This window comes from Pseudomonas sp. W17, assembly GCF_040268305.1.
Lineage (GTDB): Bacteria > Pseudomonadota > Gammaproteobacteria > Pseudomonadales > Pseudomonadaceae > Aquipseudomonas > Aquipseudomonas protegens.
The window spans coordinates 2,208,761-2,233,107 of record NZ_CP158490.1 but is presented as its reverse complement, the minus strand read 5'-3'; the positions used below and the strand labels follow the sequence as shown (position 1 = coordinate 2,233,107).

General features: G+C 62.8%; 23 protein-coding genes and 1 other RNA gene. 10 read left to right on the top strand and 14 right to left on the bottom strand.

The window, feature by feature from the left end; all coding sequences use genetic code 11:
• Positions 1-14 precede the first annotated feature (14 nt).
• From ccoS to hemN, 3 genes are all read left to right on the top strand, one after another.
• Positions 15-245, top strand: a complete 231-nt coding sequence (gene ccoS, locus ABCR88_RS10355; RefSeq protein ID WP_011060234.1) for a cbb3-type cytochrome oxidase assembly protein CcoS — start codon at positions 15-17, stop codon at positions 243-245.
• Positions 238-921, top strand: a complete 684-nt coding sequence (locus ABCR88_RS10350) for a sulfite exporter TauE/SafE family protein (protein ID WP_011060233.1) — start codon at positions 238-240, stop codon at positions 919-921. The genes ccoS and ABCR88_RS10350 overlap by 8 nt, the downstream gene beginning before the upstream one ends.
• 148 nt (positions 922-1,069) lie before the next feature.
• Positions 1,070-2,452, top strand: coding sequence for an oxygen-independent coproporphyrinogen III oxidase (gene hemN, locus ABCR88_RS10345; protein WP_350404491.1), 1,383 nt, complete (start codon positions 1,070-1,072; stop codon positions 2,450-2,452).
• Here the strand turns inward: hemN and ABCR88_RS10340 are convergent.
• Positions 2,449-2,928, bottom strand: coding sequence for a hypothetical protein (locus ABCR88_RS10340; protein WP_053150069.1), 480 nt, complete (start codon positions 2,926-2,928; stop codon positions 2,449-2,451). The two genes, hemN and ABCR88_RS10340, sit on opposite strands and share 4 nt — an antisense overlap.
• 153 nt (positions 2,929-3,081) lie before the next feature.
• Here ABCR88_RS10340 and fnrA point away from each other — a divergent pair, with 153 nt between their 5' ends.
• Positions 3,082-3,816 (top strand): Crp/Fnr family transcriptional regulator FnrA, encoded by a 735-nt coding sequence (fnrA, locus tag ABCR88_RS10335; RefSeq protein ID WP_011060230.1) that lies wholly within the window; start codon positions 3,082-3,084, stop codon positions 3,814-3,816.
• 81 nt (positions 3,817-3,897) lie between these two features.
• Complete coding sequence (locus ABCR88_RS10330) at positions 3,898-4,446, top strand: adenine phosphoribosyltransferase (protein ID WP_041116899.1); 549 nt, start codon at positions 3,898-3,900, stop codon at positions 4,444-4,446.
• A gap of 7 nt (positions 4,447-4,453) precedes the next feature.
• On the opposite strand, the gene ABCR88_RS10325 is transcribed toward ABCR88_RS10330, so the two are convergent.
• The 5 genes from ABCR88_RS10325 to dnaX form a co-directional block, all read right to left on the bottom strand.
• Positions 4,454-5,602 carry an acyl-CoA dehydrogenase family protein gene (locus ABCR88_RS10325; protein ID WP_011060228.1) on the bottom strand — a complete coding sequence of 383 codons (1,149 nt, stop codon included), beginning with the start codon at positions 5,600-5,602 and terminating at the stop codon, positions 4,454-4,456.
• Positions 5,603-5,704: 102 nt separating this feature from the next.
• On the bottom strand, positions 5,705-6,307 hold the full coding sequence (gene recR / locus ABCR88_RS10320; protein WP_011060227.1) for a recombination mediator RecR: 603 nt from the start codon (positions 6,305-6,307) through the stop codon (positions 5,705-5,707).
• Positions 6,308-6,365: 58 nt separating this feature from the next.
• Positions 6,366-7,409 (bottom strand): NADP-dependent oxidoreductase, encoded by a 1,044-nt coding sequence (locus ABCR88_RS10315; RefSeq protein WP_236186858.1) that lies wholly within the window; start codon positions 7,407-7,409, stop codon positions 6,366-6,368.
• Positions 7,410-7,619: 210 nt separating this feature from the next.
• Positions 7,620-7,958 carry a YbaB/EbfC family nucleoid-associated protein gene (locus tag ABCR88_RS10310; protein WP_015634779.1) on the bottom strand — a complete coding sequence of 113 codons (339 nt, stop codon included), beginning with the start codon at positions 7,956-7,958 and terminating at the stop codon, positions 7,620-7,622.
• Positions 7,959-8,024: 66 nt separating this feature from the next.
• Entirely contained in the window at positions 8,025-10,103 is a 2,079-nt protein-coding gene (gene dnaX, locus ABCR88_RS10305; protein WP_041116896.1) for a DNA polymerase III subunit gamma/tau, read from the bottom strand.
• A 139-nt stretch (positions 10,104-10,242) separates the two neighbouring features.
• Between dnaX and ABCR88_RS10300 the strand changes: the two genes are divergently transcribed.
• Positions 10,243-11,013 carry a transporter substrate-binding domain-containing protein gene (locus ABCR88_RS10300; RefSeq protein ID WP_350404488.1) on the top strand — a complete coding sequence of 257 codons (771 nt, stop codon included), beginning with the start codon at positions 10,243-10,245 and terminating at the stop codon, positions 11,011-11,013.
• Here ABCR88_RS10300 and ABCR88_RS10295 read toward each other — a convergent pair.
• Both ABCR88_RS10295 and ABCR88_RS10290 read right to left on the bottom strand, forming a co-directional pair.
• Positions 10,986-12,704, bottom strand: a complete 1,719-nt coding sequence (locus ABCR88_RS10295; protein WP_236186825.1) for an EAL domain-containing protein — start codon at positions 12,702-12,704, stop codon at positions 10,986-10,988. The two genes, ABCR88_RS10300 and ABCR88_RS10295, sit on opposite strands and share 28 nt — an antisense overlap.
• 18 nt (positions 12,705-12,722) lie before the next feature.
• A complete protein-coding gene (locus tag ABCR88_RS10290) occupies positions 12,723-14,288 on the bottom strand; it encodes a PAS domain-containing methyl-accepting chemotaxis protein (RefSeq protein WP_236186826.1) in 1,566 nt (521 codons plus the stop codon).
• 444 nt (positions 14,289-14,732) lie between these two features.
• On the opposite strand from ABCR88_RS10290, the gene ABCR88_RS10285 reads away from it, so the two are divergent.
• The 3 genes from ABCR88_RS10285 to ABCR88_RS10275 all read left to right on the top strand — a co-directional run bounded on the left by ABCR88_RS10285 (position 14,733) and on the right by ABCR88_RS10275 (position 16,591).
• A complete protein-coding gene (locus tag ABCR88_RS10285; RefSeq protein ID WP_011060220.1) occupies positions 14,733-15,047 on the top strand; it encodes a helix-turn-helix transcriptional regulator in 315 nt (104 codons plus the stop codon).
• A gap of 146 nt (positions 15,048-15,193) precedes the next feature.
• A complete protein-coding gene (locus tag ABCR88_RS10280; protein ID WP_011060219.1) occupies positions 15,194-15,565 on the top strand; it encodes a VOC family protein in 372 nt (123 codons plus the stop codon).
• Between the two features lie 132 nt (positions 15,566-15,697).
• Positions 15,698-16,591 carry a DUF2167 domain-containing protein gene (locus ABCR88_RS10275; protein ID WP_041116891.1) on the top strand — a complete coding sequence of 298 codons (894 nt, stop codon included), beginning with the start codon at positions 15,698-15,700 and terminating at the stop codon, positions 16,589-16,591.
• A 55-nt stretch (positions 16,592-16,646) separates the two neighbouring features.
• Here the strand turns inward: ABCR88_RS10275 and ABCR88_RS10270 are convergent, their stop codons facing one another.
• Positions 16,647-17,570 (bottom strand): DMT family transporter, encoded by a 924-nt coding sequence (locus ABCR88_RS10270; RefSeq protein WP_041116889.1) that lies wholly within the window; start codon positions 17,568-17,570, stop codon positions 16,647-16,649.
• A 105-nt stretch (positions 17,571-17,675) separates the two neighbouring features.
• Between ABCR88_RS10270 and ABCR88_RS10265 the strand changes: the two genes are divergently transcribed.
• On the top strand, positions 17,676-18,542 hold the full coding sequence (locus ABCR88_RS10265) for a LysR family transcriptional regulator (protein WP_041116887.1): 867 nt from the start codon (positions 17,676-17,678) through the stop codon (positions 18,540-18,542).
• A 53-nt stretch (positions 18,543-18,595) separates the two neighbouring features.
• Here the strand turns inward: ABCR88_RS10265 and ABCR88_RS10260 are convergent, their stop codons facing one another.
• The 5 genes from ABCR88_RS10260 to zipA all read right to left on the bottom strand — a co-directional run bounded on the left by ABCR88_RS10260 (position 18,596) and on the right by zipA (position 24,247).
• Complete coding sequence (locus tag ABCR88_RS10260) at positions 18,596-19,099, bottom strand: GrpB family protein (RefSeq protein WP_011060215.1); 504 nt, start codon at positions 19,097-19,099, stop codon at positions 18,596-18,598.
• Positions 19,100-19,291: 192 nt separating this feature from the next.
• An RNA gene (gene ffs / locus ABCR88_RS10255) (signal recognition particle sRNA small type) lies at positions 19,292-19,388 on the bottom strand.
• Positions 19,389-19,613: 225 nt separating this feature from the next.
• A complete protein-coding gene (locus ABCR88_RS10250) occupies positions 19,614-20,780 on the bottom strand; it encodes a putative zinc-binding metallopeptidase (RefSeq protein ID WP_041116885.1) in 1,167 nt (388 codons plus the stop codon).
• A 120-nt stretch (positions 20,781-20,900) separates the two neighbouring features.
• A complete protein-coding gene (ligA, locus tag ABCR88_RS10245) occupies positions 20,901-23,267 on the bottom strand; it encodes an NAD-dependent DNA ligase LigA (protein ID WP_350404486.1) in 2,367 nt (788 codons plus the stop codon).
• Between the two features lie 125 nt (positions 23,268-23,392).
• On the bottom strand, positions 23,393-24,247 hold the full coding sequence (gene zipA / locus ABCR88_RS10240) for a cell division protein ZipA (RefSeq protein ID WP_041116884.1): 855 nt from the start codon (positions 24,245-24,247) through the stop codon (positions 23,393-23,395).
• Between the last annotated feature and the right edge of the window lie 100 nt (positions 24,248-24,347).

Here is a 24,347-nt window from a genome sequence, read left to right as displayed (position 1 = left end):
GGCCTGGAGTCCAGATGCCAGCTCTTTACGTGATGATCCCGGCCGCCCTGCTGATCGTGGCCATCGCCATCTACATCTTCTTCTGGGCGGTGGACAGCGGCCAGTACGACGATCTCGACGGCCCGGCCCACAGCATCCTGTTCGACGACCAGGACCCAAGCCACACCGCCGCGGTGGACGAGGCCAAGGGCCAACCGAGCAGCGAAGCCGACCCCGCCAGAAAATCGGAACCGCCCCATGCTTGAACTGGCCCCTCTGCTGGTCTCTGCGCTGATCCTCGGCCTGCTGGGTGGCGGCCACTGCCTGGGCATGTGCGGCGGCCTGATGGGCGCCCTGACCCTGGCCATCCCCCCAGAACAGCGCAGCCGACGCCTGCGCCTGCTGCTGGCCTACAACCTGGGCCGCATCCTCAGCTACGCCCTGGCCGGCCTGTTGCTGGGCCTGGCGGGCTGGGCTGTAGCCAACAGTCCCCTGGCACTGTTCATGCGAGTGCTGGCCGGGTTGCTGTTGATTGCCATGGGCCTTTACCTGGCTGGCTGGTGGAGTGGCCTGACCCGCATCGAAGGCCTTGGCAAGGGCTTGTGGCGGCATATCCAGCCGCTGGCCAGCCGCCTGTTGCCGGTTTCCAGCCTGCCTCGTGCATTGCTCCTGGGGGCGCTGTGGGGCTGGCTGCCGTGCGGCCTGGTGTACAGCACCCTGCTGTGGTCGGCGAGCCAGGGCAGCGCCCTGGACAGCGCGCTGTTGATGCTGGCCTTCGGCCTGGGCACCTGGCCCGTGCTGCTGGCCACCGGGCTGGCAGCCGAACGGATCACCGCCTTGCTGCGTCGGCGCAGCGTACGCATGGCTGGCGGCGTGCTGGTCATTCTCTTCGGCATCTGGACCCTGCCTGGCCCTCACCAGCACTGGCTGATGGGCCACTGACCCCGGGGAGGCGCCCGGCATCCGGGCCTGCACGCCTCGTCGGCACTGCTCCGGCGGCTCCCGAACACCCTTGATACAAGTCAAGATGGCCCTGGCCTGAACCTCCTAGACTCGCGAACACTGCCAGCCTATCCGGGGGAATTCCCGCATGCTCGACGCCATTCGTTGGGACACAGATCTGATCCGCCGCTACGACCTGGCGGGACCGCGCTACACCTCATACCCGACCGCAGTGCAGTTCAACAGCCAGGTCGGCGCCTTCGACCTGCTGCACGCCCTGCGCGACAGCCGCAAGGCGCAGCGCCCGCTGTCGCTGTACGTGCACATCCCGTTCTGCGCCAACATCTGCTACTACTGCGCCTGCAACAAGGTCATCACCAAGGATCGCAGCCGCGCCCTGCCCTACCTGCAGCGCCTGGAACAGGAGATGCAACTGATCGCCTGCCACCTGGCCCCCAACCAGCGGGTGGAACAACTGCATTTCGGCGGCGGCACCCCGACCTTTCTCAACCACGATGAACTGCGCCAACTGATGGCCCTGCTGCGCAAGCACTTCAATCTGCTGGACGACGACTCCGGCGACTACGGCATCGAGATCGATCCCCGGGAAGCCGACTGGTCGACCATGGGCCTGTTGCGGGAGCTGGGTTTCAATCGGGTCAGCATCGGCCTGCAGGACCTGGACCCGGCAGTGCAACGCGCGGTCAATCGCCTGCAAAGCCTGGACGAAACCCGGGCGGTGATCGAAGCGGCCCGCACCCTGCAGTTCCGTTCCATCAACATCGACCTGATCTACGGCCTGCCCAAGCAGACCCCGGAAAACTTCGCCCGCACCGTGGAAGAAGTCATCAGCCTGCAACCGGACCGGCTCTCGGTGTTCAATTACGCCCACCTGCCAGAGCGTTTCATGCCCCAGCGGCGGATCAACGGCAGCGAACTGCCTGCCCCGGCGGAAAAGCTGCAGATGCTGCAACGCACCATCGAACAGCTGACGGTTGCCGGCTATCGCTACATCGGCATGGATCATTTCGCCCTGCCCGATGATGAACTGGCCATTGCCCAGGAAGAGTCCACCCTGCAACGCAACTTCCAGGGCTACACCACTCATGGTCATTGCGACCTTATTGGGCTCGGTGTTTCAGCCATCAGCCAGATCGGCGACCTCTACTGCCAGAACAGCAGCGACCTGACGCACTATCAAAATGCCTTGGCTGGCGCACAACTGGCCACCAGTCGCGGCTTGGTATGCAATGCCGATGACCGTCTGCGCCGGGAAGTTATTCAGCAACTGATCTGCAACTTTAGTCTTAAGTTCGAAGAGATCGAACAGGCTTTCAATATCGACTTTCGCGGCTACTTCAATGAACTCTGGCCGGAACTGGAAGAGATGGCCGACGACGGCCTGATTGAACTTGGCAGCGAAGCAATCATCGTGCTGCCAGCCGGTCGCCTACTGGTGCGCTCGGTGTGCATGGTGTTCGATGCATACCTGGGCCAGCAGAACCGCCAGCGGTTTTCCCGGGTGATCTAGGATTTCATGATCAAGGATGCAGCCTTCATCACCTGCTCTGAGCTCAAGCCCGCTTCTTTCATTGCCTTGGCCAGGGAGGCATTGGCGGTCAGCAAACCGCCGTTGAGTATTGCCAGGGCAGATTGCAGGCTGCCGATCCGGACCTTGGTTTCTTCAGGGCTCAGGTGCTTGTCGGCCATGACCGCCTGGAGCTGGGCGAGGGTCTCGGCAATCTGTTGTTGCAATTTTCTGATCATCTTGAGGATCTGCTGAATGTTTTCCGGCAGGCCGCTTTCCTCGATATCACTGTCACGCCCTTTGGCGGCGGCGGATTTGTTCAGGCCGGCGCCAGACAGCGACACTTTGACGCCCTCCCCGATCACTGGCTCTGCAACTAATGGAGAAATTCTTAGTTGCTCGTCAACCTGACTTGTCGAGGGCTCTTGAAGTGACTGCAAGTTATTGCTGCCATTAGTAATAGCGCCAACGGACGACATAATTTCAGCCTTCCAAGTTACTTTCGTTAACAGGTTATCGACCCATAAAAGGATAGCTTTACGACTAACAGTCAATACGGCACGGACTGGCCGGAACCTCCTCCCGTGAGTTACCCTTACGGCTTATGTGTGTTTTCCCACAAGGATTCTAGAATGTCCGAGCCAGTTAAACTGCGCGCTCACAACCAGGCCCATTGCAAGGATTGCAGCCTGGCACCCCTCTGCCTGCCACTTTCGCTGAATTTGGAAGACATGGACGCGCTGGACGAAATCGTCAAACGTGGCCGCCCATTGAAAAAAGGCGAATTCCTGTTCCGTCAGGGTGACGGCTTCGACTCGGTGTACGCCGTGCGTTCGGGCGCCCTGAAAACCTTCAGCCTGAGCGACAGCGGCGAAGAACAGATCACCGGCTTCCATCTCCCCAGCGAGCTGGTAGGCCTGTCAGGCATGGACACCGAAAGCCATCCCGTCTCGGCCCAGGCGCTGGAAACCACCTCGGTGTGTGAAATCCCCTTCGAACGCCTCGATGAGCTGGCACTGCAACTGCCACAGCTGCGTCGCCAGCTGATGCGGGTCATGAGCCGGGAAATCCGCGATGACCAGCAAATGATGCTGCTGCTGTCGAAAAAGACCGCTGACGAGCGTATCGCCACGTTCCTGGTCAACCTGTCCGCGCGCTTCCGCGCCCGGGGCTTCTCGGCCAACCAGTTCCGCCTGAGCATGTCGCGCAACGAAATCGGCAACTACCTGGGCCTGGCCGTGGAAACCGTGTCCCGGGTGTTCACCCGTTTCCAGCAGAACGAACTGATTGCCGCCGAAGGCAAGGAAGTGCACATCCTCGATCCGATCCAGCTCTGCGCCCTCGCCGGCGGCTCGGTGGAGGGCTGATCCACAACCTGTGCGGCTGAGCCAAGCGGCTCGGTCGCGGGTATACTGGCGCGGCCTATTTGCCCGCCAGGACACCTGAAGATGGCCTTCGATTCCTTCGACATCAAATCCCTGATCCGCCCCGTCATCGACTTCCCGAAACCGGGCGTGATCTTCCGCGACATCACCCCCCTGTTCCAGTCTCCCCGGGCCCTGCGCCTGGTGGCGGACAGCTTCGCCCAGCGTTATGTCGAAGAAGACTTCAGCCACATCGGCGCCATGGACGCACGGGGTTTTCTGATCGGCTCGATCATCGCCTACCAGTTGAACAAGCCGCTGATCCTGTTCCGCAAACAGGGCAAGCTGCCGGCCGACATCCTGGCCGAGGGCTACCGGACCGAGTACGGCGAAGCCCTCATTGAAGTCCACGCCGACAGCCTGTGTGAAGGCGACTCGGTGCTGTTGATCGATGACTTGATCGCCACCGGTGGCACCCTGATCGCCGCCGCCAATCTGGTACGGCGCATGGGGGCGAAGGTCTATGAAGCCGCGGCGATCATCGACCTGCCGGAACTGGGCGGCTCGCAGAAGCTGCAGGACATGGGGATCCCGACCTTCTGCCTGACCCAGTTTTCCCTGACCGAACGCTAGCCTGCACCTACAGCCCCATCTGCTTGCTGATGATTTCGTTCATCACCTCGCGAGTGCCGCCGCCGATCGACAGAATGCGGTTGTCGCGGTACAGGCGCTCCACCAGGCTTTCGCGCATGTAGCCCATGCCACCGAGGATCTGCACAGCATCGTGGGTAATACGGTCTGCGGTATCGGTGGCGAAGTTCTTGGCCATGGAAATTTCCTTGATCACGCTCTTGCCGGCGGCCATCTTCGCCGCCTGGCGATAGGTGAACTCCCGGGAAACCTCCAGGGCCGTGGCCATCTCGGCCAGACGGTGCTTGAGCACCTGGAACTTGGCGATGGGCTTGCCGAACGCTTCCCGCTCGCGCGCCCACTTCAGGCTTTCCTCCAGGGCCATCTGTGAGGTCATGTTGGCCATCAGGGCCAGGGCCAGGCGTTCGCTCTGGAAGTTGCCCATGATGCAGGCAAAGCCCATGTTCTCGGCGCCGATCAGGTTGCCCACCGGCACCCGGCAATCGTCGAAGAACAGCTCGGCGGTATCCGAGGCCCACCAGCCCATCTTTTTCAACTGCCGACCCACAGTGAAGCCCGGCGTGCCCTTTTCGACCAGCAACAGGCTGATACCGCCGTAGCCAGGTTCGCCGGTGCGCACCGCAACGGTGTAGAAGTCGGCGCGCACGCCACTGGTGATGAAGGTCTTGCTGCCACTGAGCCGGTAATGATCGCCATCGCGCACGGCGCGGGTCTGCAGGTTGGCCACGTCCGAGCCGCCGCCGGGCTCGGTGACCGCCAGGGCGCTGATCTTCTCCCCGGACAACACCAGCGGTGCGACTCGCTCGCGCAATTCGGGGCGGGCCCATTTGACGATGGGCGGCAGGCCGATATCCAGGGAGCCGAGGCCCGCCACCAGGCCGCCGGAGCCACTGCGCATCAACTCCTCGCTGGCGGCGATCTTGGCGAACAGATCACCCTCATGGCTGCCGCCCAGGGCCTCGGGGTAACCGATGCCCAGAAGCCCGGCGGCCCCGGCCTTGAGGTACAGCTCACGGGGGAAACTGCCGGCCTCCTCCCACTCGTCGATCTGGGGAAGGATTTCACGCTCGACGAAACGTCGCACGCTGTCGCGGACCAACTGGTGGCTGGGGTCGAAGTATTCCTGGCAGGCAGACATCGGCAAGCTCCTCTGAAGGGTCGAAGGAACTTACCAAGCGCTTGCTTGGTTTTCAAGAGAATGCGTGGCGCATCCTTCGCCAGTCAGCCGGCTTCCGCAGCCTTACAACGCTATGGGTTTGCGCCCGGCAAAGGAGTGAGCCAGGGTGCCGCCATCCACCAGTTCCAGCTCGCCGCCCAGAGGCACGCCGTGAGCGATGCGCGAGGTGATCAAGCCCTTGTTGGTCAGCAGTTGGGCGATGTAGTGCGCAGTGGCTTCGCCTTCCACCGTCGGGTTGGTGGCCAGGATCACTTCGCTGAAGCTGCCCTGCTCCTCGATACGCGCCAGCAACTGCGGAATGCCGATGGCCTCCGGGCCCAGGCCATCCAGAGGCGACAGGTGGCCTTTGAGCACGAAGTAGCGCCCGCGATAGCCGGTCTGCTCCACCGCGTACACATCCATCGGCCCTTCCACCACGCACAGCAGGGTGTCGTCGCGACGCGGGTCGGCACACTGCGGGCACAGCTCGTCTTCGGTCAGGGTCCGGCACTGGCGGCAATGCCCCACGCCTTCCATGGCCTGGCTCAGGGCCTGCGCCAGGCGCAAGCCGCCACTGCGATCACGCTCGAGCAGCTGCAGGGCCATGCGCTGGGCGGTTTTCTGACCCACGCCCGGCAAGGTGCGCAGGGCATCGATCAGTTGGCGAATCAGGGGGCTGAAGCTCATGGGCAAAGGTCCGACAAAAACAACGAGACGCGGTTTATACCCGCGCCTCGGGGTAGCGTCAAATGCTCGCGTCCGGGGCGACCTTGACCACCAGCTTGCCGAAGTTGCGCCCCTCCAGCAGGCCAATGAAGGCTTCTGGTGCCTGCTCCAGTCCCTCGACCACGTCCTCCTTGAACTTGACCTTGCCTTCGCGCACCCAGGGCGCCATGGCCTTAATGAACTCCGGATGGCGGTCGCCATAGTCGTCGAAGACAATAAAGCCCTGGATGCGTACACGCTTGGTGAGCAAGGTGCGCTGCAGCAGTGGCAGGCGATCCGGCCCCGGCGGCAGCGCCTGGGCGTTGTACTGGGCGATCAGCCCGCACAGGGGAATACGCGCCCTGGGGTTGAGCAGGGGCAGTACCCCGTCGAAGACCTTGCCACCGACGTTCTCAAAATAGATGTCCACGCCCTTGAAGCAGGCCTGGGCCAGTTCGTCGGCAAAGTCGGGGCTCTTGTGATCGATGCAGGCATCAAAACCCAGCTCCTCGACCACATAGCGGCATTTGTCGGCGCCACCGGCCACGCCCACCACCCGCAGCCCCTTGAGCTTCGCCACCTGCCCCACCACCGACCCCACGGCGCCGGAGGCAGCACCCACCACCAGGGTTTCCCCGGCCTTGGGCTGGCCGATGTCCATCAGCCCCATGTAGGCGGTCATTCCGGGCATGCCGAGCACACCCAGGGCCATGGAAGGGCTGGGCAGGCCCGAGGGCACCGGGATCAGGTTGCGGCCATCGCAAATGCAGTGGCTCTGCCAACCAGTGGCGCCCACCACCAGATCGCCCTCCTGGAACTTGGGGTTGAGCGAACGCTCGACCCGGCTCACTGCACCGCCGGTAATGACCTCGTCTATTTCCACCGGCGCCGCATAGGACGGGGCATCACTCATGCGCCCGCGCATGTAGGGGTCCAGGGACAGGTAGAGGGTCTTCAATAGCACCTGTCCATCAGCCAGTTCCGGCAAGGCCACCCGCTCCAGGCGGAAATTCTCCGGGACCGGCGCGCCTTCGGGCCGAGAGACCAGTACCACGCGCTGATTGAGGGTCAATGTTTGCGGCATCATGGACACTCCTTTAGGGAAGGTTGAATGAAAGGGTATAGGTTGCAGACCCTGTGAAAAGCATCACGTTCGATGTTTCTGCAGATGGATCTGCTGTGACCTTCGCTGGCCACCCGGCTGCTACCCACCGCGCAGTGCTGATCGCCAGGGCAAAAAAAAGCCAGGCTCAAGGCCTGGCTTTATGTAGTCCATCCGATGCGCTTGCGCGAATCAGAATGGCAATTTCATGCCTGGGGGCAGTTGCATGCCGGCGGTCATGCCGGACATCTTTTCCTGGCTGTTGGACTCGATCTTGCGCACGGCGTCGTTCACCGCAGCGGCAAACAGGTCTTCGAGCACTTCACGATCATCTTCGCTGACGCCTTCCAGCAGGCTCGGGTCGATGCTCACGCGCTTGATGTCATGACGGCCGGTCATGACTACGGTGACCATGTCGCCGCCTGCCTTGCCGGTGACTTCGGCGTTGGCCAGTTCTTCCTGCATCTTGGCCATTTTTTCCTGCATCTGCTGTGCCTGCTTCATCAGGCCGGCCATGCCACCTTTCATCATGGGAATTACCTCAAAGTACGGGGATGGAAACGGCGCCCGGCCCCTGGCCCGGCGCCCTTTGAATGATCAGCCCTGAGCCGCCAGGGCCTCGACAGGTTCAATAGTATCGTGGCGCACCACTGCACCGAACTCCTGGACCATCCGCTGGATGAACGGATCACCATGGATCGACTCCTCGGCCTCGCGCTGACGATCGGCACGGCGCCGTGATGCAGCCTGGGCCGGGGTTTCCTGCTCGGGCTTGATCAGCTCGATCGCCAGGGTCAGGGTACGCCCGTGGTACTGGTTCAGGGCGTCGTTGAGGCGACGCTGCTGGGTGGCGTTGAACAGTGCGCTGTGGGCCGGGTCCAGGTGCAGCAGCCAATGGTCGCCGTCCACGGCCATCAGGGTGCAGTTGGCGGCGATGCTGCCGGTCATGCCCGAGATCGGTAGTTTCGGGAACAGTTGCAGCCATTCCAGGGCCAGGCCAGTGGCCGGCTTGGCAGCAGGTTCGGGCTCGGGTTCCGGCGCCGGATCGGCTGCGTGCTCACTGGCCAGTTCGTCCAGGTAGCTGTAGGCCGAATCCATGTCCGGCTCGATATAGTCCTCGTCCAGCGGCGGCTCGTCGTCCAGGTCGATACCCGGAGTGGCGGCGTCGACCTCCGCCACCGTGGGTTCCGGTACCGGGGCGCTGACCCACTCCGGCGCGTCCGGCACCACACTGTCCGGCGTCGGGGTCGGCATCGGCGTCAGCTCAGGCTGCTCGGCGGCCACCTCCAGCACCGGCTCGACCGCTGGCTGCTGTTCGATCTGTGGCTCCACCGGATCGTTCCAGGGCAGGTCGACCACCGCTTCGGCAACCACCGGCTCGGGTTCGACCGCGACCGCTTCGGCCACAGGGGGCGCGACAGGTTCGGGCGCAGCAACAGGTGCTGGCGCCACTGGAGCACTCACCACCGGAGCCGGGACAACGGTCGCTACAGGCACGGCAGGTGCCGGCGCCGCCACGGCTTGGGCGGAATCAACTGTGGCCTGGCTGATCCCCACTGGCTTTAGCGGCTGTCTCGGTGCATCCGCGGTATCGGCTGGGCGGAAGGCCAGCATTCGCAGCAGGACCATTTCAAAGCCGCCGCGCGGGTCCGGCGCCAACGGCAGGTCGCGCCGACCGATCAGGCCCATCTGGTAATAGAACTGCACGTCTTCGGCAGGCAGGGCCTGGGCCAGGGCCAGTACCCGGTCACGATCGCCGTGCCCGTTGTCGACCCCCTCCGGCAATGCCTGGGCAATCGCCACCCGGTGCAGCACGTTGAGAATTTCCGAAAGCACGCCGTTCCAGTCCGGCCCCTGCTCCGCCAGGTGCCGCACCGCCTCCAGCAACGCCTTGGCGTCGCCGTTGATCAGCGCATGCAGCACGTCGTAGACCTGGCCGTGATCGAGGGTGCCGAGCATGGCCCGCACATCGGCCGCCATGACCTTGCCTTCACCGAAGGCAATCGCCTGGTCGGTGAGGCTCATCGCATCGCGCATCGAGCCATCGGCGGCGCGGCCCAGCAGCCACAGGGCGTCATCCTCGAACGGCACGTTCTCCACGCCCAGGACGTGGCTCAGGTGCTCCACCACCCGTTCCGGGGTCATGTTCTTGAGGGAGAACTGCAGGCAGCGCGAGAGGATGGTCGCCGGCAGCTTCTGCGGATCAGTGGTCGCCAGGATGAACTTGACGTAGGGCGGCGGCTCTTCGAGGGTCTTGAGCAGGGCGTTGAACGAGTGGCTGGAGAGCATGTGCACTTCGTCGATCAGGTAGACCTTGAAGCGCCCGCGGCTCGGTGCGTATTGCACGTTATCCAGCAATTCACGGGTATCCTCGACCTTGGTCCGGCTCGCGGCGTCGATCTCGATCAGGTCGACAAAGCGCCCCTCATCGATCTCGCAGCACACCGAACAGGTGCCACAGGGCGTGGAAGTGATACCTGTTTCACAGTTCAGGCATTTGGCAATGATTCGCGCGATGGTGGTCTTGCCCACCCCGCGAGTGCCGGTAAACAGGTAGGCGTGGTGCAGCCGCTGGCTGTCCAAGGCATTGATCAGAGCCTTGAGCACATGGGTCTGGCCGACCATTTCGCGGAACGAGCGCGGACGCCATTTACGTGCAAGAACCTGATAACTCATCGAAAACCGTCGCAACTGGAAAGCGGAAGCCGGTAATGCTAGCGGAGCAAGGGCGAAATTGCATCCGGCGCGCTCGTCTAATCTGTCTAAGCTTGCATTTTGCAAAGGATTGCTCGCCCGCCGACACCCTGGAGATTGTATGCGTTTGACCTGGTGCGCCCTGTTTCTCTTCAGCGCCAGCCTGGAAGCCGCAGAGCCGCCCCTGCGCTTTGCCATCGCCGACAGTTGGACCATGCCGGCCATCGAGGTCGAAGGCGACCAGCCCACCGATGGCATCCTTTTCGACACCATGAACAGCCTGGCCCGGCACCTGGGTACCCCGGCGCAGTTTCATGTCCTGGCCCGGGCCCGGGTGCAGAACGCCATGGCCCAGGGCGAAGTCGACGTGCGCTGCTACGCCGCCCAGGCCTGGCTGTCGAACCTCTCCGGGGATTACCTGTGGAGCGTGCCGCTGTTCATTCAGCGCAACCTGCTGGTGAGCACCCATCCGGAGCCCTCGGCGGTCAACCTGCAGCAACTGTCGCGCCAGCATATCGGCACCGTCCTCAGCTATACCTACACCCCCTTGCAGCCGCTGTTCGACACCAACCAGCTGATACGCGACGACGCCCGCAACGAGGAGCAGGTGCTGCAGAAATTGGTGGTCGGGCGTTACCGCTACGCCATCGCCAGCCAGTGGACCCTGGACTGGTTCAACAAGACCCAGGCCACCGGCAACCCGCTGTACAGCGTCGCGGTGCTGCAGGAGCAGGCCGTCGGCTGCTATGTACGCAACGATCCGAGAGTGCCGGCCCAGCGCATCCTGCGCACCCTGTTGCGGATGAAGATGTCCGGCGAGATCGACGCTATCATCCAGCGTTACGTCGGCCCCCAGGACGACGCTCAGCCTCCCGACATCGCCTCGCCCTGAAGCTCGTCGCTTCGCCATGCCCGCGGTGGCTCAAAGCTACGCACCCAGTCCAGCACCGCCTCGGCGGGCATTGGTGGCGCAATGAAATCCCCCTGGGCGACGTCGCAGCCAAGGGCCATCAAGCGCTCGCCATGTGCCAGGCTTTCCAGCCCCTCGGCCACCACGCGCCGGCCAAAGGCCTGGGCCAGCCCCACCAACGCCTGGATCAGCGCCTGATCGTCCGCGTCGTGCAGCATGTCGCGCACGAACAGCCGGTCGATCTTGATGGTCTGGGTGCGCAAGCGCTTGAGGTAGCTGAGGGACGAATGGCCGGTGCCGAAGTCCCCCAGGGAGAACTGCACGCCAAATCCCTGGCAAGCATCGAGGCAATCGCTGACCCGCTGGATATTGTCGATGGCCACCGACTCGACGATTTCCAGGTCCAGCAACGCCGGCAACACATCCGGATAGCGATCGAGCATGTCCTTGAGCCGCTCGACGAAGTCCGGGCGCTGGAAATGCCGGGCCGCCACGTTCAGGCTCACCGGCCAGGCCAGCCCCGCCTGCTGCCAGCCTTGCAGGCGGGTCATCACCTGGTCCATGACCCATTCGCCGATCTCGACGATCAGGTCGGTCTCCTCCACCTGCTGCAGAAACTCCTGAGCCCCCAGCATGCCGCGCTGCGGGTGCTGCCAGCGCAGCATCGCCTCGAAGCCCACCACCTCACCGGTGCGCATGTTCACCTTGGGCTGGAAGTACAGGCGCAACTCGCCTGCGAGCAAGGCCTGGCGCACCTGCTCGACGGTCTGATAGGTGACCATCACTTCACGGTCGCGCAGCACATCGAACAGGTGGAAGCGGTTGCGTCCGCTCTGCTTGGCCACGTACATGGCCTGGTCGGCGTGGCGCAACAAGGTGTCGGCGTCGTGGTTGTCGGTGGGGTACAGGGTCACGCCGATGCTGGCGAAGACGTTGACGTCCTTGCCCTGGATCGAGTACGGCTGGGAAATGGTCGCCAGCACCCTTTGCAACGCCGCGCGCAGCTCCAGCATGTCGCGCACGTAACGCAAAATCAGCACGAACTCGTCGCCGGCCAGGCGAGCCACCACGTCCTCGCCGCGGATGATCGAACGCAACCGCGCCGCCACCTCCACCAGCAGCAGGTCGCCACAGGCGTGGCCATAGCCGTCATTGACCGCCTTGAAGCCATCCAGGTCGAGCATGCACACCGCCAGGGGAATATCCTGCGCCCGGGAGAAATCCAGAGCCTGGTGCAGCAGGTCGGAGAGAAAGGCCCGGTTGGGCAGCCCGGTAAGCACGTCGTGCCCGACCCGCCATTGCAACGAATGCAACAGCTGACGCTTTTCGCTGACATCGAAGCGGATCGACACATAACGCACCACCTGCCCGGAGCGCTGATCCACCAGCGGCACCATGGTGCTGTCGACCCAGTACAGGCTGCCGTCCTTGGCGCGGTTGCAGATCTCGCCCTTCCACACCCGGCCCTGGGTAATGGTCTGCCACAACTCGGCAAAGAACTCCGGCGGATGCAGCCCGGAACTGAGCATGCGGTGGTTGGCGCCGATCAGTTCTTCACGGCTGTAACCCGAGACCTGGCAGAACAGATCGTTGACATAAGTGATGCTGCCGCCCAGGTCCGTCTCGGAGAAGATGGCGGCGGCATCGACGGCCCTGCGGTATTTCTCATCCATGAGTCGAACTCACTGTCGCTAGCGGTTGAACCGCTCGACCAGGGCACGCAGCCCGGAAGAGATGTTTTCCAGCTCGGCGCCGCGAACCACTCCGGCGCTGGCATTCTCGGCAGTGCGCTGCACAGTGACGGCGACACTGTTGATCTGTTCGGAGACCGATTCGGCTACATGGGACTGCTCCTGGGATGCCGCGGCCATTTGCTGGCTCATATCGGTAATGCGCTCCACTGCCGCGCCGATGCCTTGCAGCGCCTGCTGGGCCTGGACCACCTGTTGCACGCCCTGCTCCGCCTCCTCGATGCCCAGGCTGGCGATCTGCACGGCTTCGTCGGCCCCGGCGCGCAGGCTCTGGATGATGCCCTGGATCTGCTGGGTCGACTCGCGGGTCTTGCCGGCCAGGGCCCGCACCTCATCAGCGACCACGGCAAAACCACGGCCCTGCTCACCAGCTCGGGCTGCCTCGATGGCCGCATTCAGGGCCAGCAGGTTGGTCTGGTCGGCAATCGCCTGGATCATGCTCGCCGCCACCATGATCTCCTGGGTCTGCCCGGCCAGGTCGCCCACGGCCTGGTTGATCTGGGTCACGGTGCGCGCCAGCAACTGGATGGCATCCCGCGAGGTGCCGGCCACCTCACTGCCCTGCCGGGCCAGCAGGTTGGCGGTGTGGGCTTCGCTGGCGGTGTGCTGGACGTGTTCAGCGACCTCGGTGATTGAAGCAGCCATCTGGGTCATGGCGGCCGCGGTCATGTCGGTTTCCGCCCGCTGCTCCAGCAGCGCCGACTCGGTGCGGCTGGACAATTGGCTGGAATCGGCCGCTGCGGTAGCCATCTGCCGGGCCAGATCGCTGAGGCGGGTCAGGGCGGTCTTTAGGCGCGCCTCCTCACTGATCAGGATCATCTGCAACTGCGCCGCCGGCCCCAGTGCTTCGCTGTAGGCCAGGGCGCAGATCGGATCGGCAAAGGTATTCGGTGTGCTACTGACAATCTGCTTGAGCTGCTGCCCCAGGCGGCGCTGGGCCAGCAGCCCGACAGCCACGAAACCCGCGACCATACAGCCCTGTGCGGCCAGCGTCGGCAGCCAGTGGAAGGCGGCCAGGCAGCCTACCGCCACCGACACCGGCAGCAGCAAGGGCCGGGCTGCGGCCTCGATACGGCGCCAGGCGCAAACCGGCGCCTTGTCGGCCCGCAGGCGCGCATACAAGGTTTCGGCGCGGCTGACCTGCTCTCGGCTTGGCTTGACCCGCACCGACTCGTAGCCCACCAGCTTTCCGTCCTCCAGGATCGGCGTGACATAGGCGCTGACCCAATAGAAATTGCCGTTCTTGCAACGGTTCTTCACCACACCCATCCAGCTCTGGCCGGCCTTCAGGTAACCCCACATCGACTCGAACACCGCCGCCGGCATGTCCGGGTGGCGAACCAGGTTATGGGTGCTGCCGATCAGTTCGGCCTGGCTGAAACCGCTCATCGCTGCGAACTCGGCGTTGCAGTACGTGATGTGACTGTTGATGTCGGTGGCGGATATGAGCCGCTGCTGGTCGGGAAAGGTCTGCTCAACAGAGGTGACCGGCAAATTGAGACGCACTTTAGAACTCCATAGACAGCCTGCGATCAACAGTTACCGGCACCCGGCAAGAGGCTGATTCGCGATGTACTTTCCTGGCGGTACGGCTCAATCGGAAGGTTCGCCCTGATTGCAGCCGTACAGCGGTTTGCGCGGCAGTTGACCATCGATTCGACGGAGATCAACTAGGATCAGATGAGGCGTCAGGTGGGGACGGCGGACGGAGCGTTGGCGGGATTTACGAGACGTTCGAGCCTCTGCCAAGTCCTTGGTTTAGGTGAACAAGGGAAATGCAATGATTTCTTGTTTCATAAACCAGCCTTCTGAAACTAGATCACCAAATACCTGTCCGAAGCGCCGATTCTACGAAATGCATCACATTTTGCAAAGCAAGGTGATGAACCATGGTGTTGTCTAATGCCAATATTTATCGTTAAGTTCTTGATTCTAAATGGGAATTGAGCGATGCAAATTTCAAGTTTGGGTGCAGCCATCAAGCGCTATCGAAAGGTAGCGGGGCTTACTCAGGCTGAACTAGGTGAAAAAACCGGTTTTGACCCAAAAACCATCAGCCGCTTCGAAACCGGCACCTACACCCCCAGCGTTGAAGCTCTATTTCTGCTAGCCGAAGTACTGGGAGTGAAGCTGAAAGCCTTCTTCGCCGATCTGGGCGACGAAGAGGAACAGCGGGCTTATTTGTTCGGTGTCATTCACAAAGCCACCCCGAAGGATCTGGGAAAGCTGATAGCAGCGGTAGACCAGGCCTTGTCCAAGCCTTGAGCCCCGCAACAAATCAACTCCAAGAGGCAGGTTTATCGACACCGATAAGCCGGCCTCTTTTTCAATCGACGACTCCTGACAGGAACTGACAGGCCAGCCCCCTAAGCTTGCGCCCAACGCACCATCCAAAGGCCTCTGGAGTCGCCATGATCACCAACACCTATTTCCTGCTCTACGTGGACAGCCCTGCCCTCAGCGCAGAGTTCTATAGCCGCTTGCTGGATAAACCGCCGGTGGAATCCGGCCCGACTTTCGCCTTGTTCATCCTCGACTCGGGGATCAAGCTTGGCCTCTGGTCCCGACACACTGTCCAGCCGAGCGCTCAGGCCGCCGGCGGTGGCGGCGAACTGGGCTGGGCGGTGGACAGCCGCGAAGCGGTGGATGAACTGCATCGGCACTGGCAAGCCCTGGGCATGACCATCGCCCAGCCGCCGACGCAGATGGATTTCGGCTACACCCTGGTGGCCCTCGACCCGGACGGCCACCGCCTGCGGGTGCTGTACCTGACCATCGACTGAGTCGCCAGCCCTGAAACGGCGCCGGCATCGGCGCCCGGCCCTGCAGCAAAATAAAACCGACCGCCACATTGAGCCGCCCGGCACTCATCGTTATCCTCCCCGCCAACTTGTCACAAAATGTAAGGGAATACGATGAAGTACCTGCGCCTCCTCATGGCCATGGCCGCCCTCTGCGCCATGCCCTTTCTTGCCAGCGCCGCCACCGCGCCCGAGAGCAAGGACGCTGAACCCCAGACCGCCGAACAGTTTCTCGCCTCGCTCTCCCCACGCCACGGCAACGTCAAGCTGCCCGGGGATATCGCCAGCCTCGATCTGAGCAAGGAGTTCTACTACCTCAACCCCAAGGACACCGAGAAGCTGCTCACCGAGGGCTGGGGCAATCCACCTGGCTTCACCACCCTGGGCATGATCGTGCCCAGCGCCGTCAGCCCGCTGTCCGCCGAAGGCTGGGGCGTGATCATCAGCTATAAGAACGATGGGCACATCTCCGACGACGACGCCGCGAAGATCGACTACCAGGACCTGCTCAAGCAGATGCAGGAAGCGGACGAGGAAGACAACAAGCAGCGCCAGGAACAGGGCTACGGCGCCATTCACCTGTTGGGCTGGGCCGAGCAGCCAAGCTATGACGCGCAATCGCACAAGATGTACTGGGCCCGTGAACTCAAGGCCGAAGGCGCCCAGAGCCACACCCTGAACTACAGCATCCGCGTGCTGGGCCGCGAAGGCGTGCTGGAACTCAATGCCGTGGCTTCAATGGACGACCTGGACACCATCAAGCGCGAGATTCCCAAGGTACTGGCCTTTACCAACTTCACCGACGGCAACCGCTACGCCGACTACAACCCGAGCACCGACAAACTGGCCTCCTACGGGCTCGCCGCCCTGGTGGCCGGCGGCCTCGCCAGCAAGGCAGGGCTCTTCGCCAAGCTCGGCGTACTGCTCCTGGCCGGCAAGAAATTCATCGTTCTGGGGGTATTGGGCCTTGCCGCCTTCATCAGCCGCCTGTTCAAGAAAAAGAGCTGAATCCCGCCCGGCAGCGCCCCGCCATTGCGCGGCGCTGTCACTTGCAAGGCCGGTACTAGCGGCCTTGCCCGGCAGGCACCTCATTGGCAGGTGTCGCCGACAAGCGCCGACGCCAACGCCCGTCCAATTGCATCGCCATCACGCTACCCAGCACCACTGCCGCCCCCAGCACCACGCTGGACTGCAGAGTTTCGCCCAGCACCGTCGCGGCCAGCAGCATCGCCACCGGCGGAATCAGGTACATGGCGATCGACGCGCGGCTGACCTCGACCCGTGCCAGCACATAGGCCCAGGCCAGGTAAGCCAGTGCACTGGGAAACAGCCCCAGCAATAGCACCGCGAGGTTCACCCGTAGTGATGTCTGGGCCACCGCCTGCGTCAGCCCGGGGGCATACACCAAGAGCAGTAGCGTACCGCCCCAGACCATGTAGCAGACAGTGGTCAACACCCCATAACGCCCGGAAAAGCGCCGCTGCAAGACGAAGTACAGCCCCCAGGAAAACGCCGCCAGAAGCACCAGCAGCCCTCGCGGCTCGATCGCCCCCAGGCCCTTGTCACCGGCCACCACCAGCACCGCCCCCAACAGCCCGATCACCACACAAAGCCAACGCCAGCCACTGACCGGCTCCCTGAGCCAGAAAAACGCGATCAGCGTGCTGAAGATCGGCGCGGACTGCGCCAGCACGCTGGATGCTCCGGCGCTCAGCCCTTGCTGGCCGTAGTTGAGGCTGACGTGATGAAAAGCGATGGCGAAGAAACCCAGTACCAGCAACCAGGGCAGGTCGCGCCAGCGCGGCAGGGAGATCTTCAGCACCAGCGCGATTGCGGCCATGAACAGCGAGGCAATCAGGAACCGCAGCAAGGCCAGGTGCCCGGGGCTGTAGCCCTCCAGGCCGATATGGATGCCCACCGGCGAATAGGCCCAACACAGAATCACCGCAGCGGTGGCCAGCACCAGCTTGAACAGGGGCGAGAGCATCACGACACAGATATCCAGAGGCAAGAAGAGGACCTGCAGTGTCCCGCCCTGCACAACTCACCACAATTAACCGATACTGAGGTTATTCCTCACTGGAAATGAGCAATGGAACTGACCCAACTGAAAATGGTGAAGGCCGTGGCCCGCACCGGCAGCATTGCCCGAGCGGCCGAGCAACTGCATTGCGTGCCGTCCAATATCACCAACCGCCTCAAGCAGCTGGAAGGCGAGCTGGGCACCGAGCTGTTTAGCCGGGTCGGACGCGGCCTGCGGATCAGCCCTGCCGGGGAAATATTCCTCGGCTACAGTGAACGCATCCTGGCCCTGGTGGATGAAGCCAAACGTGCGGTGGACAACCAGGCCGAACCCAGCGGCCTGTTGCGCCTGGGCTCGATCGAGTCATGCGCCGGTGGGCGCCTGCCTCCCCTGCTGGCGCAATACCACAAGCGCTATCCGAAGGTGAGCGTGGAGCTGGTGACCGGAACCTGGTCGCAACTCTTTGAAGAGCTGCTGCACCAACGCATCGACGGCGCCCTGGTGGCCATCGACAGCCTGCCGGCCAAACTGCAACAGACCGTGCTCTACCACGAACCCCTGGTGCTGATCTCCAGCGTCAACAGCGCCCCTATCCGCAGCGCCAGCGACTTGCAGCACCACAACCTGTTCATGTGGCCGCCGGGCTGCCCCTATCGCCGCGCCCTGGAAAACTGGCTGGGCAGGCACGGTCTGAACCTGCCCATCACCGGCTATGCCAGCTGGGGCACCATCATCGGCTGCGTCAGCGTGGGGGCCGGGGTCTCACTGATACCGGAAGGGGTGCTGGAGCGCTATTCGCAATCGGCCAACCTGAGCATGCAGCGCTTCGACGACCTGCTACCGGTGGATAACCGTTTTGTCTGGCACAAGGATGTACAACGCCATGGCGCCAGGGACGCCTTTGCCCAGTTGCTGCGGGAGCAGCTGGGGGCCTGACAGCCCCCCAGCAACCTTGCAGGCAACACCGAGCTTTGGGCACAACGAGGCAGTCACGATGACTGAGCCCCCATCAGGGCGTCGATAAAGGGGGCCTTCTGCGCAAGGTACTCGCCAATGCCCTCGCGATTGCTGGCCTCAAGCCGAAACTTCAGATCCTGATACTGTTGGCGGATGCCGCTGTCCTGACGCAACAGATCGCGAAAGCGCAGCATGCGCCCCACCTGCTCATGACCGGCGACACAGACATGCACCTTGTGGGTGCGTATACCCTCTACATCGCGACGGTAAAAATGATGCCCGGGGGACAGATTGCTACCCCGGACATACCCCAGGGTCGCCATGAAGGCATTGCGCGCGGCTTCATCCACCTGCTCCGCGACCACCACCAGCAGATCGATTTCCGGCTTGGCCGCCAATCCTGGAACAGCAGTGCTCCCCACGTGATGAATATCCATGAGCTCGCAACCGAAGCCTTTGGCTATGCGTGCCTTCTCCCCTGCAAATGCCGCAGGCCAATGATCGTCATAGAGGGAGATCTTACTGGTTAGCGCCATGACCACTCCTTGATGCAAAGGCGTTGGATATTCCAGGAGCCCGCCGCCCGAGCCAACAGGACACAGGGATTGGCGAACCACAAACAAGGCGCACGACAACGGCACGTCAACAGAAATGCTGCACGAGCTCGAAGGTTGGCAGGAATTTTGATTCATCTCGTTGAGGACCAACGAGGAGCGTTATGGAGGCAACCCCACCAGCCACACCCCGGCACACAATGTTCCCGCTGTGGCTGCTGCCTTCCGGCTCTGACCAGGTTCACGGGTAATCGTTGCGGGGGGACCGATGGGGTCACCATAACGACGCTCGCCTGACGGCGAGCCGCGCCATTGTACCTATCTGAGTCGAACTTACAACCGCTGGCTGCAGATTAAAATTCGATGGGCTTCAAGCACTTGGCCGTGGCCCACCTGCCGTGGGGGCGAACTTGCTGGCGAAACAGGCATCGCGGTGCATCAGGGAAATCGCGCTGGGGCCTTCGCGAGCAAGCTCGCTCCTACAGGACGGCGAGGATCAGTCCAGGGACAGGACTTCGTCGGCGCGGCCGCCTTCCTGCTGGATCACCAGGTGGATGAAATGCAATTTGGCAATCACCGCAGGCGGCAGGATGAAGGGGTAGAAATCCGGTTGGCCCATGCTGCGGGACAGTTCGTTGAGCATGCCCGCCAGTTCGATCCAGGCGTTGACGAAAGCCAGGAACGCCGGCCCGCCTGGATGCTGCGGATCATATAGGCTGCTCAAGGGAAACGGCTGGTAGTCGAGGTCGACGTCCCGGGCGCTCATGCCGAAACCCAGGGCGGTGTCCACTGCATCCACCATGTGCAGGTAGTGAGCCCAGGTCTCCGCCCAGTCTTCCCAGGGGTGCATGGTGGCGTAGGCGCTGACATGGCTTTGCTGCCAGCCAGCTGGCGCGCCCTTCTGGTAGTGCCGCTCCAGAGCTTGCGCGTAGCTGTAGCGTTCATCGCCGAAGAGGCTGCGAAAGGCTTCCAGCCAGGGGCTGTTGGCTATCAACCGGTCCCAGTAGTAATGCCCCACTTCGTGACGGAAATGCCCGAGCAGGGTGCGGTAAGGCTCATGCATCTGGGCACGGATCTTTTCCCGGTGGGCGTCGTCGGCTTCCTTGATATCCAGCGTAATGAGGCCGTTGGCATGCCCGGTAACCGGCGCCCTGCCCTCCAGATCAACACCGATGAAATCAAAGGCCAGCCCGGCCTGCTCATCTTCGCCCTTGGGGATCACCTGCAGCCCCAGGTCAAGCAATTGCGCTACCAGCCGGCGCTTGGCAATTTCCACCTTGCGCCAGCGCTCCGGGTTCTCGGCTATGGACAGGTCGGGAATGGTGCGATTGAGCTTGCAGGCCACGCACAGGCTGTCGGTCAGATGCGCCGGCAGCAGCCAGTTGCAGGCTGCCGGGGTCTCGAGGTTGGCGCAACGCCTGAAGGCGCCGGCTTCGGGCTTGGCATCCAGCACCCAGGTATCGCCCGCCGGCCCGGGCTGCAGGGAAGACAGCAGACCCAGGTGTGGTGCATAGCCAAGCATTGCCGAACAGGCCAGGCACTGGCTGTTGCGAAAGAACAGCGATTGCCCGCAGCGGCAGGACCAGAGTTTGCTGTTACGTGAACGGTCGCCGACGAAGGGTGCGGCGATCCGGGAACTGAGCTGCTCGAAGAAGCGGTACATGGCGAATCCTCCCTGGGGCTTGCCAAGACTAGATCATGGGCAAGCCTGTGGGGTTCCAAGATTCGTACCACCGCGCCGCTGGCGACGAGGCGCACCCGAAGGCACGGCAGCGGCTACAGGTCAGGTCGGGACGCCGTGCTCGGTCAGGAAAGCAACGAAGGCTTCTTCGTCCAGCACCTTGAGCCCCAGCTCGTTGGCCTTGGCCAGTTTGGAGCCGGCGCTGGGGCCGGCCACCACGCAGTGAGTCTTCGCCGAGACCGAACCCGCCACCTTGGCACCAAGGCTTTCCAGCTTGTCCTTGGCCACGTCGCGGCTCATCAGTTCCAGGGAGCCCGTAAGCACCCAGGTCTGCCCCGCCAGCGGCAGGCCCGCAACCACCTTCTTCTCGCTCTGCCAATGCATGCCAAAGGCCTGCAGCTGCTGTTCGATGGCCTGGGCCAGTTGTGCATTAGCCGGGTTGTCGAAGAATTCACGCACCGCCTTGGCCTGCTTCTCTGGCAGCGCCTGACGCATATCCAGCCAGTCGGCCTCGATCACGCCTTGCAGTGAGCCGAACTTGTCGGCCAGTTTCTGCGCGGCGCCCGGGCCTACTGAAGGGATGTTGAGCTTGTCGAGCATGCCGCCCAGGGTGGTGCTGGCGGCGAATTCGGCGCCCAGTTCGCCCTGATCCTGCAGCACCAGGCCGCATTGATCTGCCGCCAGCAGGGAACCGATGACTTCCTGGTTATGACTGTCCTCAAAGAAGCTGTGGATTTCGTGAGCCACTTCCAGACCGACATCCGGCAGATAGGTCAGCACTTGCGGCAGTGCCTGCTGAACCCGCTCCAGGCTGCCCAGGGAGCGCGCCAGGACCTTGGCGGTTTCCTCGCCGACATCCGGGATACCCAGGGCATAGATGAAGCGCGCCAGGGCCGGACGCTTGCTGTCTTCGATAGCCTTGAGCAGTTTGTTGCTGGACACCTCGGCAAAGCCTTCCAGGTCGATGATCTGCTCGTATTTGAGCCTGTAGAGATCAGCCGGCGAGGCAATAAGGTTCTCGTCCACCAACTGTTCGATGGTCTTGTCCCCCAGACCTTCGATATCCATGGCACGACGGGACACAAAATGGATGATCGCCTGCTTGAGCTGGGCCCCGCAGGCCAGCCGGCCAACGCAGCGATACACCGCCCCTTCGCTGACGGTTTCCCGGCCCTTGCTGCGCTTGACCAGTTGCGTGCGCTCTACGTGGGAACCACAGACCGGGCAGCTCTCGGGGATCTGCACCGGCCGGGCGTTCTCCGGACGACGCTCGGTCACCACTTGCACCACTTGCGGAATCACGTCGCCGGCACGGCGGATGATCACCGTGTCACCGATCATCAAGCCCAGGCGCGCCACTTCATCCATGTTGTGCAAAGTAGCGTTGGATACAGTGACCCCGGCCACCTTGACCGGCTGCAAGCGCGCCACCGGCGTCACGGCGCCGGTACGACCAACCTGGAACTCCACGTCCAGCAGCTCGGTGAGCTCTTCCATGGCCGGGAACTTGTGGGCGATGGCCCAGCGCGGTTCCCGGGCACGGAAACCCAGTTCCCGCTGGGAGGCGATGCTGTTGACCTTGAACACCACGCCGTCGATCTCATAAGGCAACGCATTGCGCCGCTCGCCGATCTCGCGGTAGTAGTCCAGGCATTCGTCGATGCCCTTGGCCAATCGCAGTTCACGACTGATGGGCATGCCCCACTGCTTCAACCGTTCAAGGTTGCCGATGTGGGTGTCGGCAATGTCCGCGCTGACCTGGCCCAGGCCATAGCAGCAGAACTCCAGGGGCCGACTGGCGGTGATCTTCGAATCCAGCTGGCGCAGGCTACCCGCCGCTGCGTTGCGCGGGTTGGCGAAGGTCTTGCCGCCCGCCTCCAGTTGCGCAGCGTTCAGGCGCTCGAAGCCGGCCTTGGACATGAACACTTCACCGCGCACTTCCAGGGTTGCCGGCCAGCCACTGCCTTGCAGCTTGAGGGGAATGTTGCGCACGGTACGCACATTGACGCTGATGTCTTCACCGGTGGTGCCATCGCCACGGGTGGCGCCGCGTACCAGTACGCCATCTTGGTACAGCAGGCTGACTGCCAGGCCATCGAGCTTGGGCTCGCAGCTGTACTCCACCGCCGCGCCGCCACCGAACAGATCACCGGCCGGCAGGTCCAGGCCTTCGTTGACCCGGCGATCGAACTCGCGCATGTCGACTTCCTCGAAAGCGTTGCCGAGGCTGAGCATGGGGATTTCATGACGCACCTGGGTGAAGGCCGAAAGCGCTGCGCTGCCGACACGCTGGGTTGGCGAATCGCTGGTCACCAGTTCAGGGTGCTCGGCTTCCAGGGCCTTGAGCTCACGGAACAGCCGGTCGTATTCCGCATCCGGGATGCTGGGTTCATCCAGTACGTGGTAGCGGTAGTTGTGCTGGTCCAGCTCAGCGCGCAGCTCAAGAATGCGGGTTTCGGCGGCGGTCATGGGGTTCTCTCACAAAGCAAAAGAGCAGCCTAGGCTGCTCGATCTGAAGATTGGGGCAAGGACTTCGCTGGCAAGCCAGTTCCTGTACAAGCCAGCCCCTACATGGAGGGGCTGGCTCTAGGAGCTTAGCGCTTTTGGGTCAGGGCGCGGCGTTCGAATTCGACGATGCGCTGGCGGTAGTGTTCGATGGTCTGGGCAGTCAGGACGCTGCGTTGATCGTCCTTGAGCTCGCCATTGAGCTCCTGAGACAACTTGCGCGCCGCCGCCACCATCACGTCGAAGGCTTGCTTGGGGTGACGCGGGCCCGGCAGGCCGAGGAAGAAGCTGACAGCCGGGGTGCTGAAGTGGTCGATATCGTCCAGGTCGAACACGCCCGGCTTGACCGCATTGGCCATGGAGAACAGCACCTCGCCGTTGCCAGCCATGCTTTCGTGGCGGTGGAAAATATCCATCTCGCCAAAACGCAGGCCGCTTTCCAGGATGTTCTGCAACAGGGCCGGCCCCTTGAAGCCGGCAGCGTCGCGGCAGATCACACTGATCACCAGCACTTCTTCGGCTTGCGGCTGGTCCTTGTCGCCGTGGCTCGCGGACTTGCTTTCCTCGGCCGGGAAATCATCGTCGCGGCTGCTGAAGCTCGGGCCACTGTCCAGATCCAGGTCCAGATTGAGGTCGCCCTGATGCGGCTCGCCACCGCGCTTGCCGCGCTTGGACGAAGAACTTTCCCGCGGTTCGCGGGCAGGCATGCTGACCGACGGCAGGTCATGCTCGTCCAGCTGCGGCTCTTTATGGGTATCCAGAACGCGGGGCGGACCCAGCAGCTCGGCACTGCCTTCATCGTCCGGCAGATTGGAAAGACTTCGATCAAGACGGAACTTCAACTTCCCCTTGCCGCCGCGCATACGCCGCCAGCCATCAAAAAGAATACCGGCGATAACAATAATGCCGATGACGATCAGCCACTCGCGCAGACCGATTTCCATGTAATCCCGTGCCTCTATAAAAAATGCTGAAAAATAAGGGGTTTACAATCTGCAAACCGCTTTAAAACGTGGCGCCAACTCTATGTTCTGAATGGCGTTT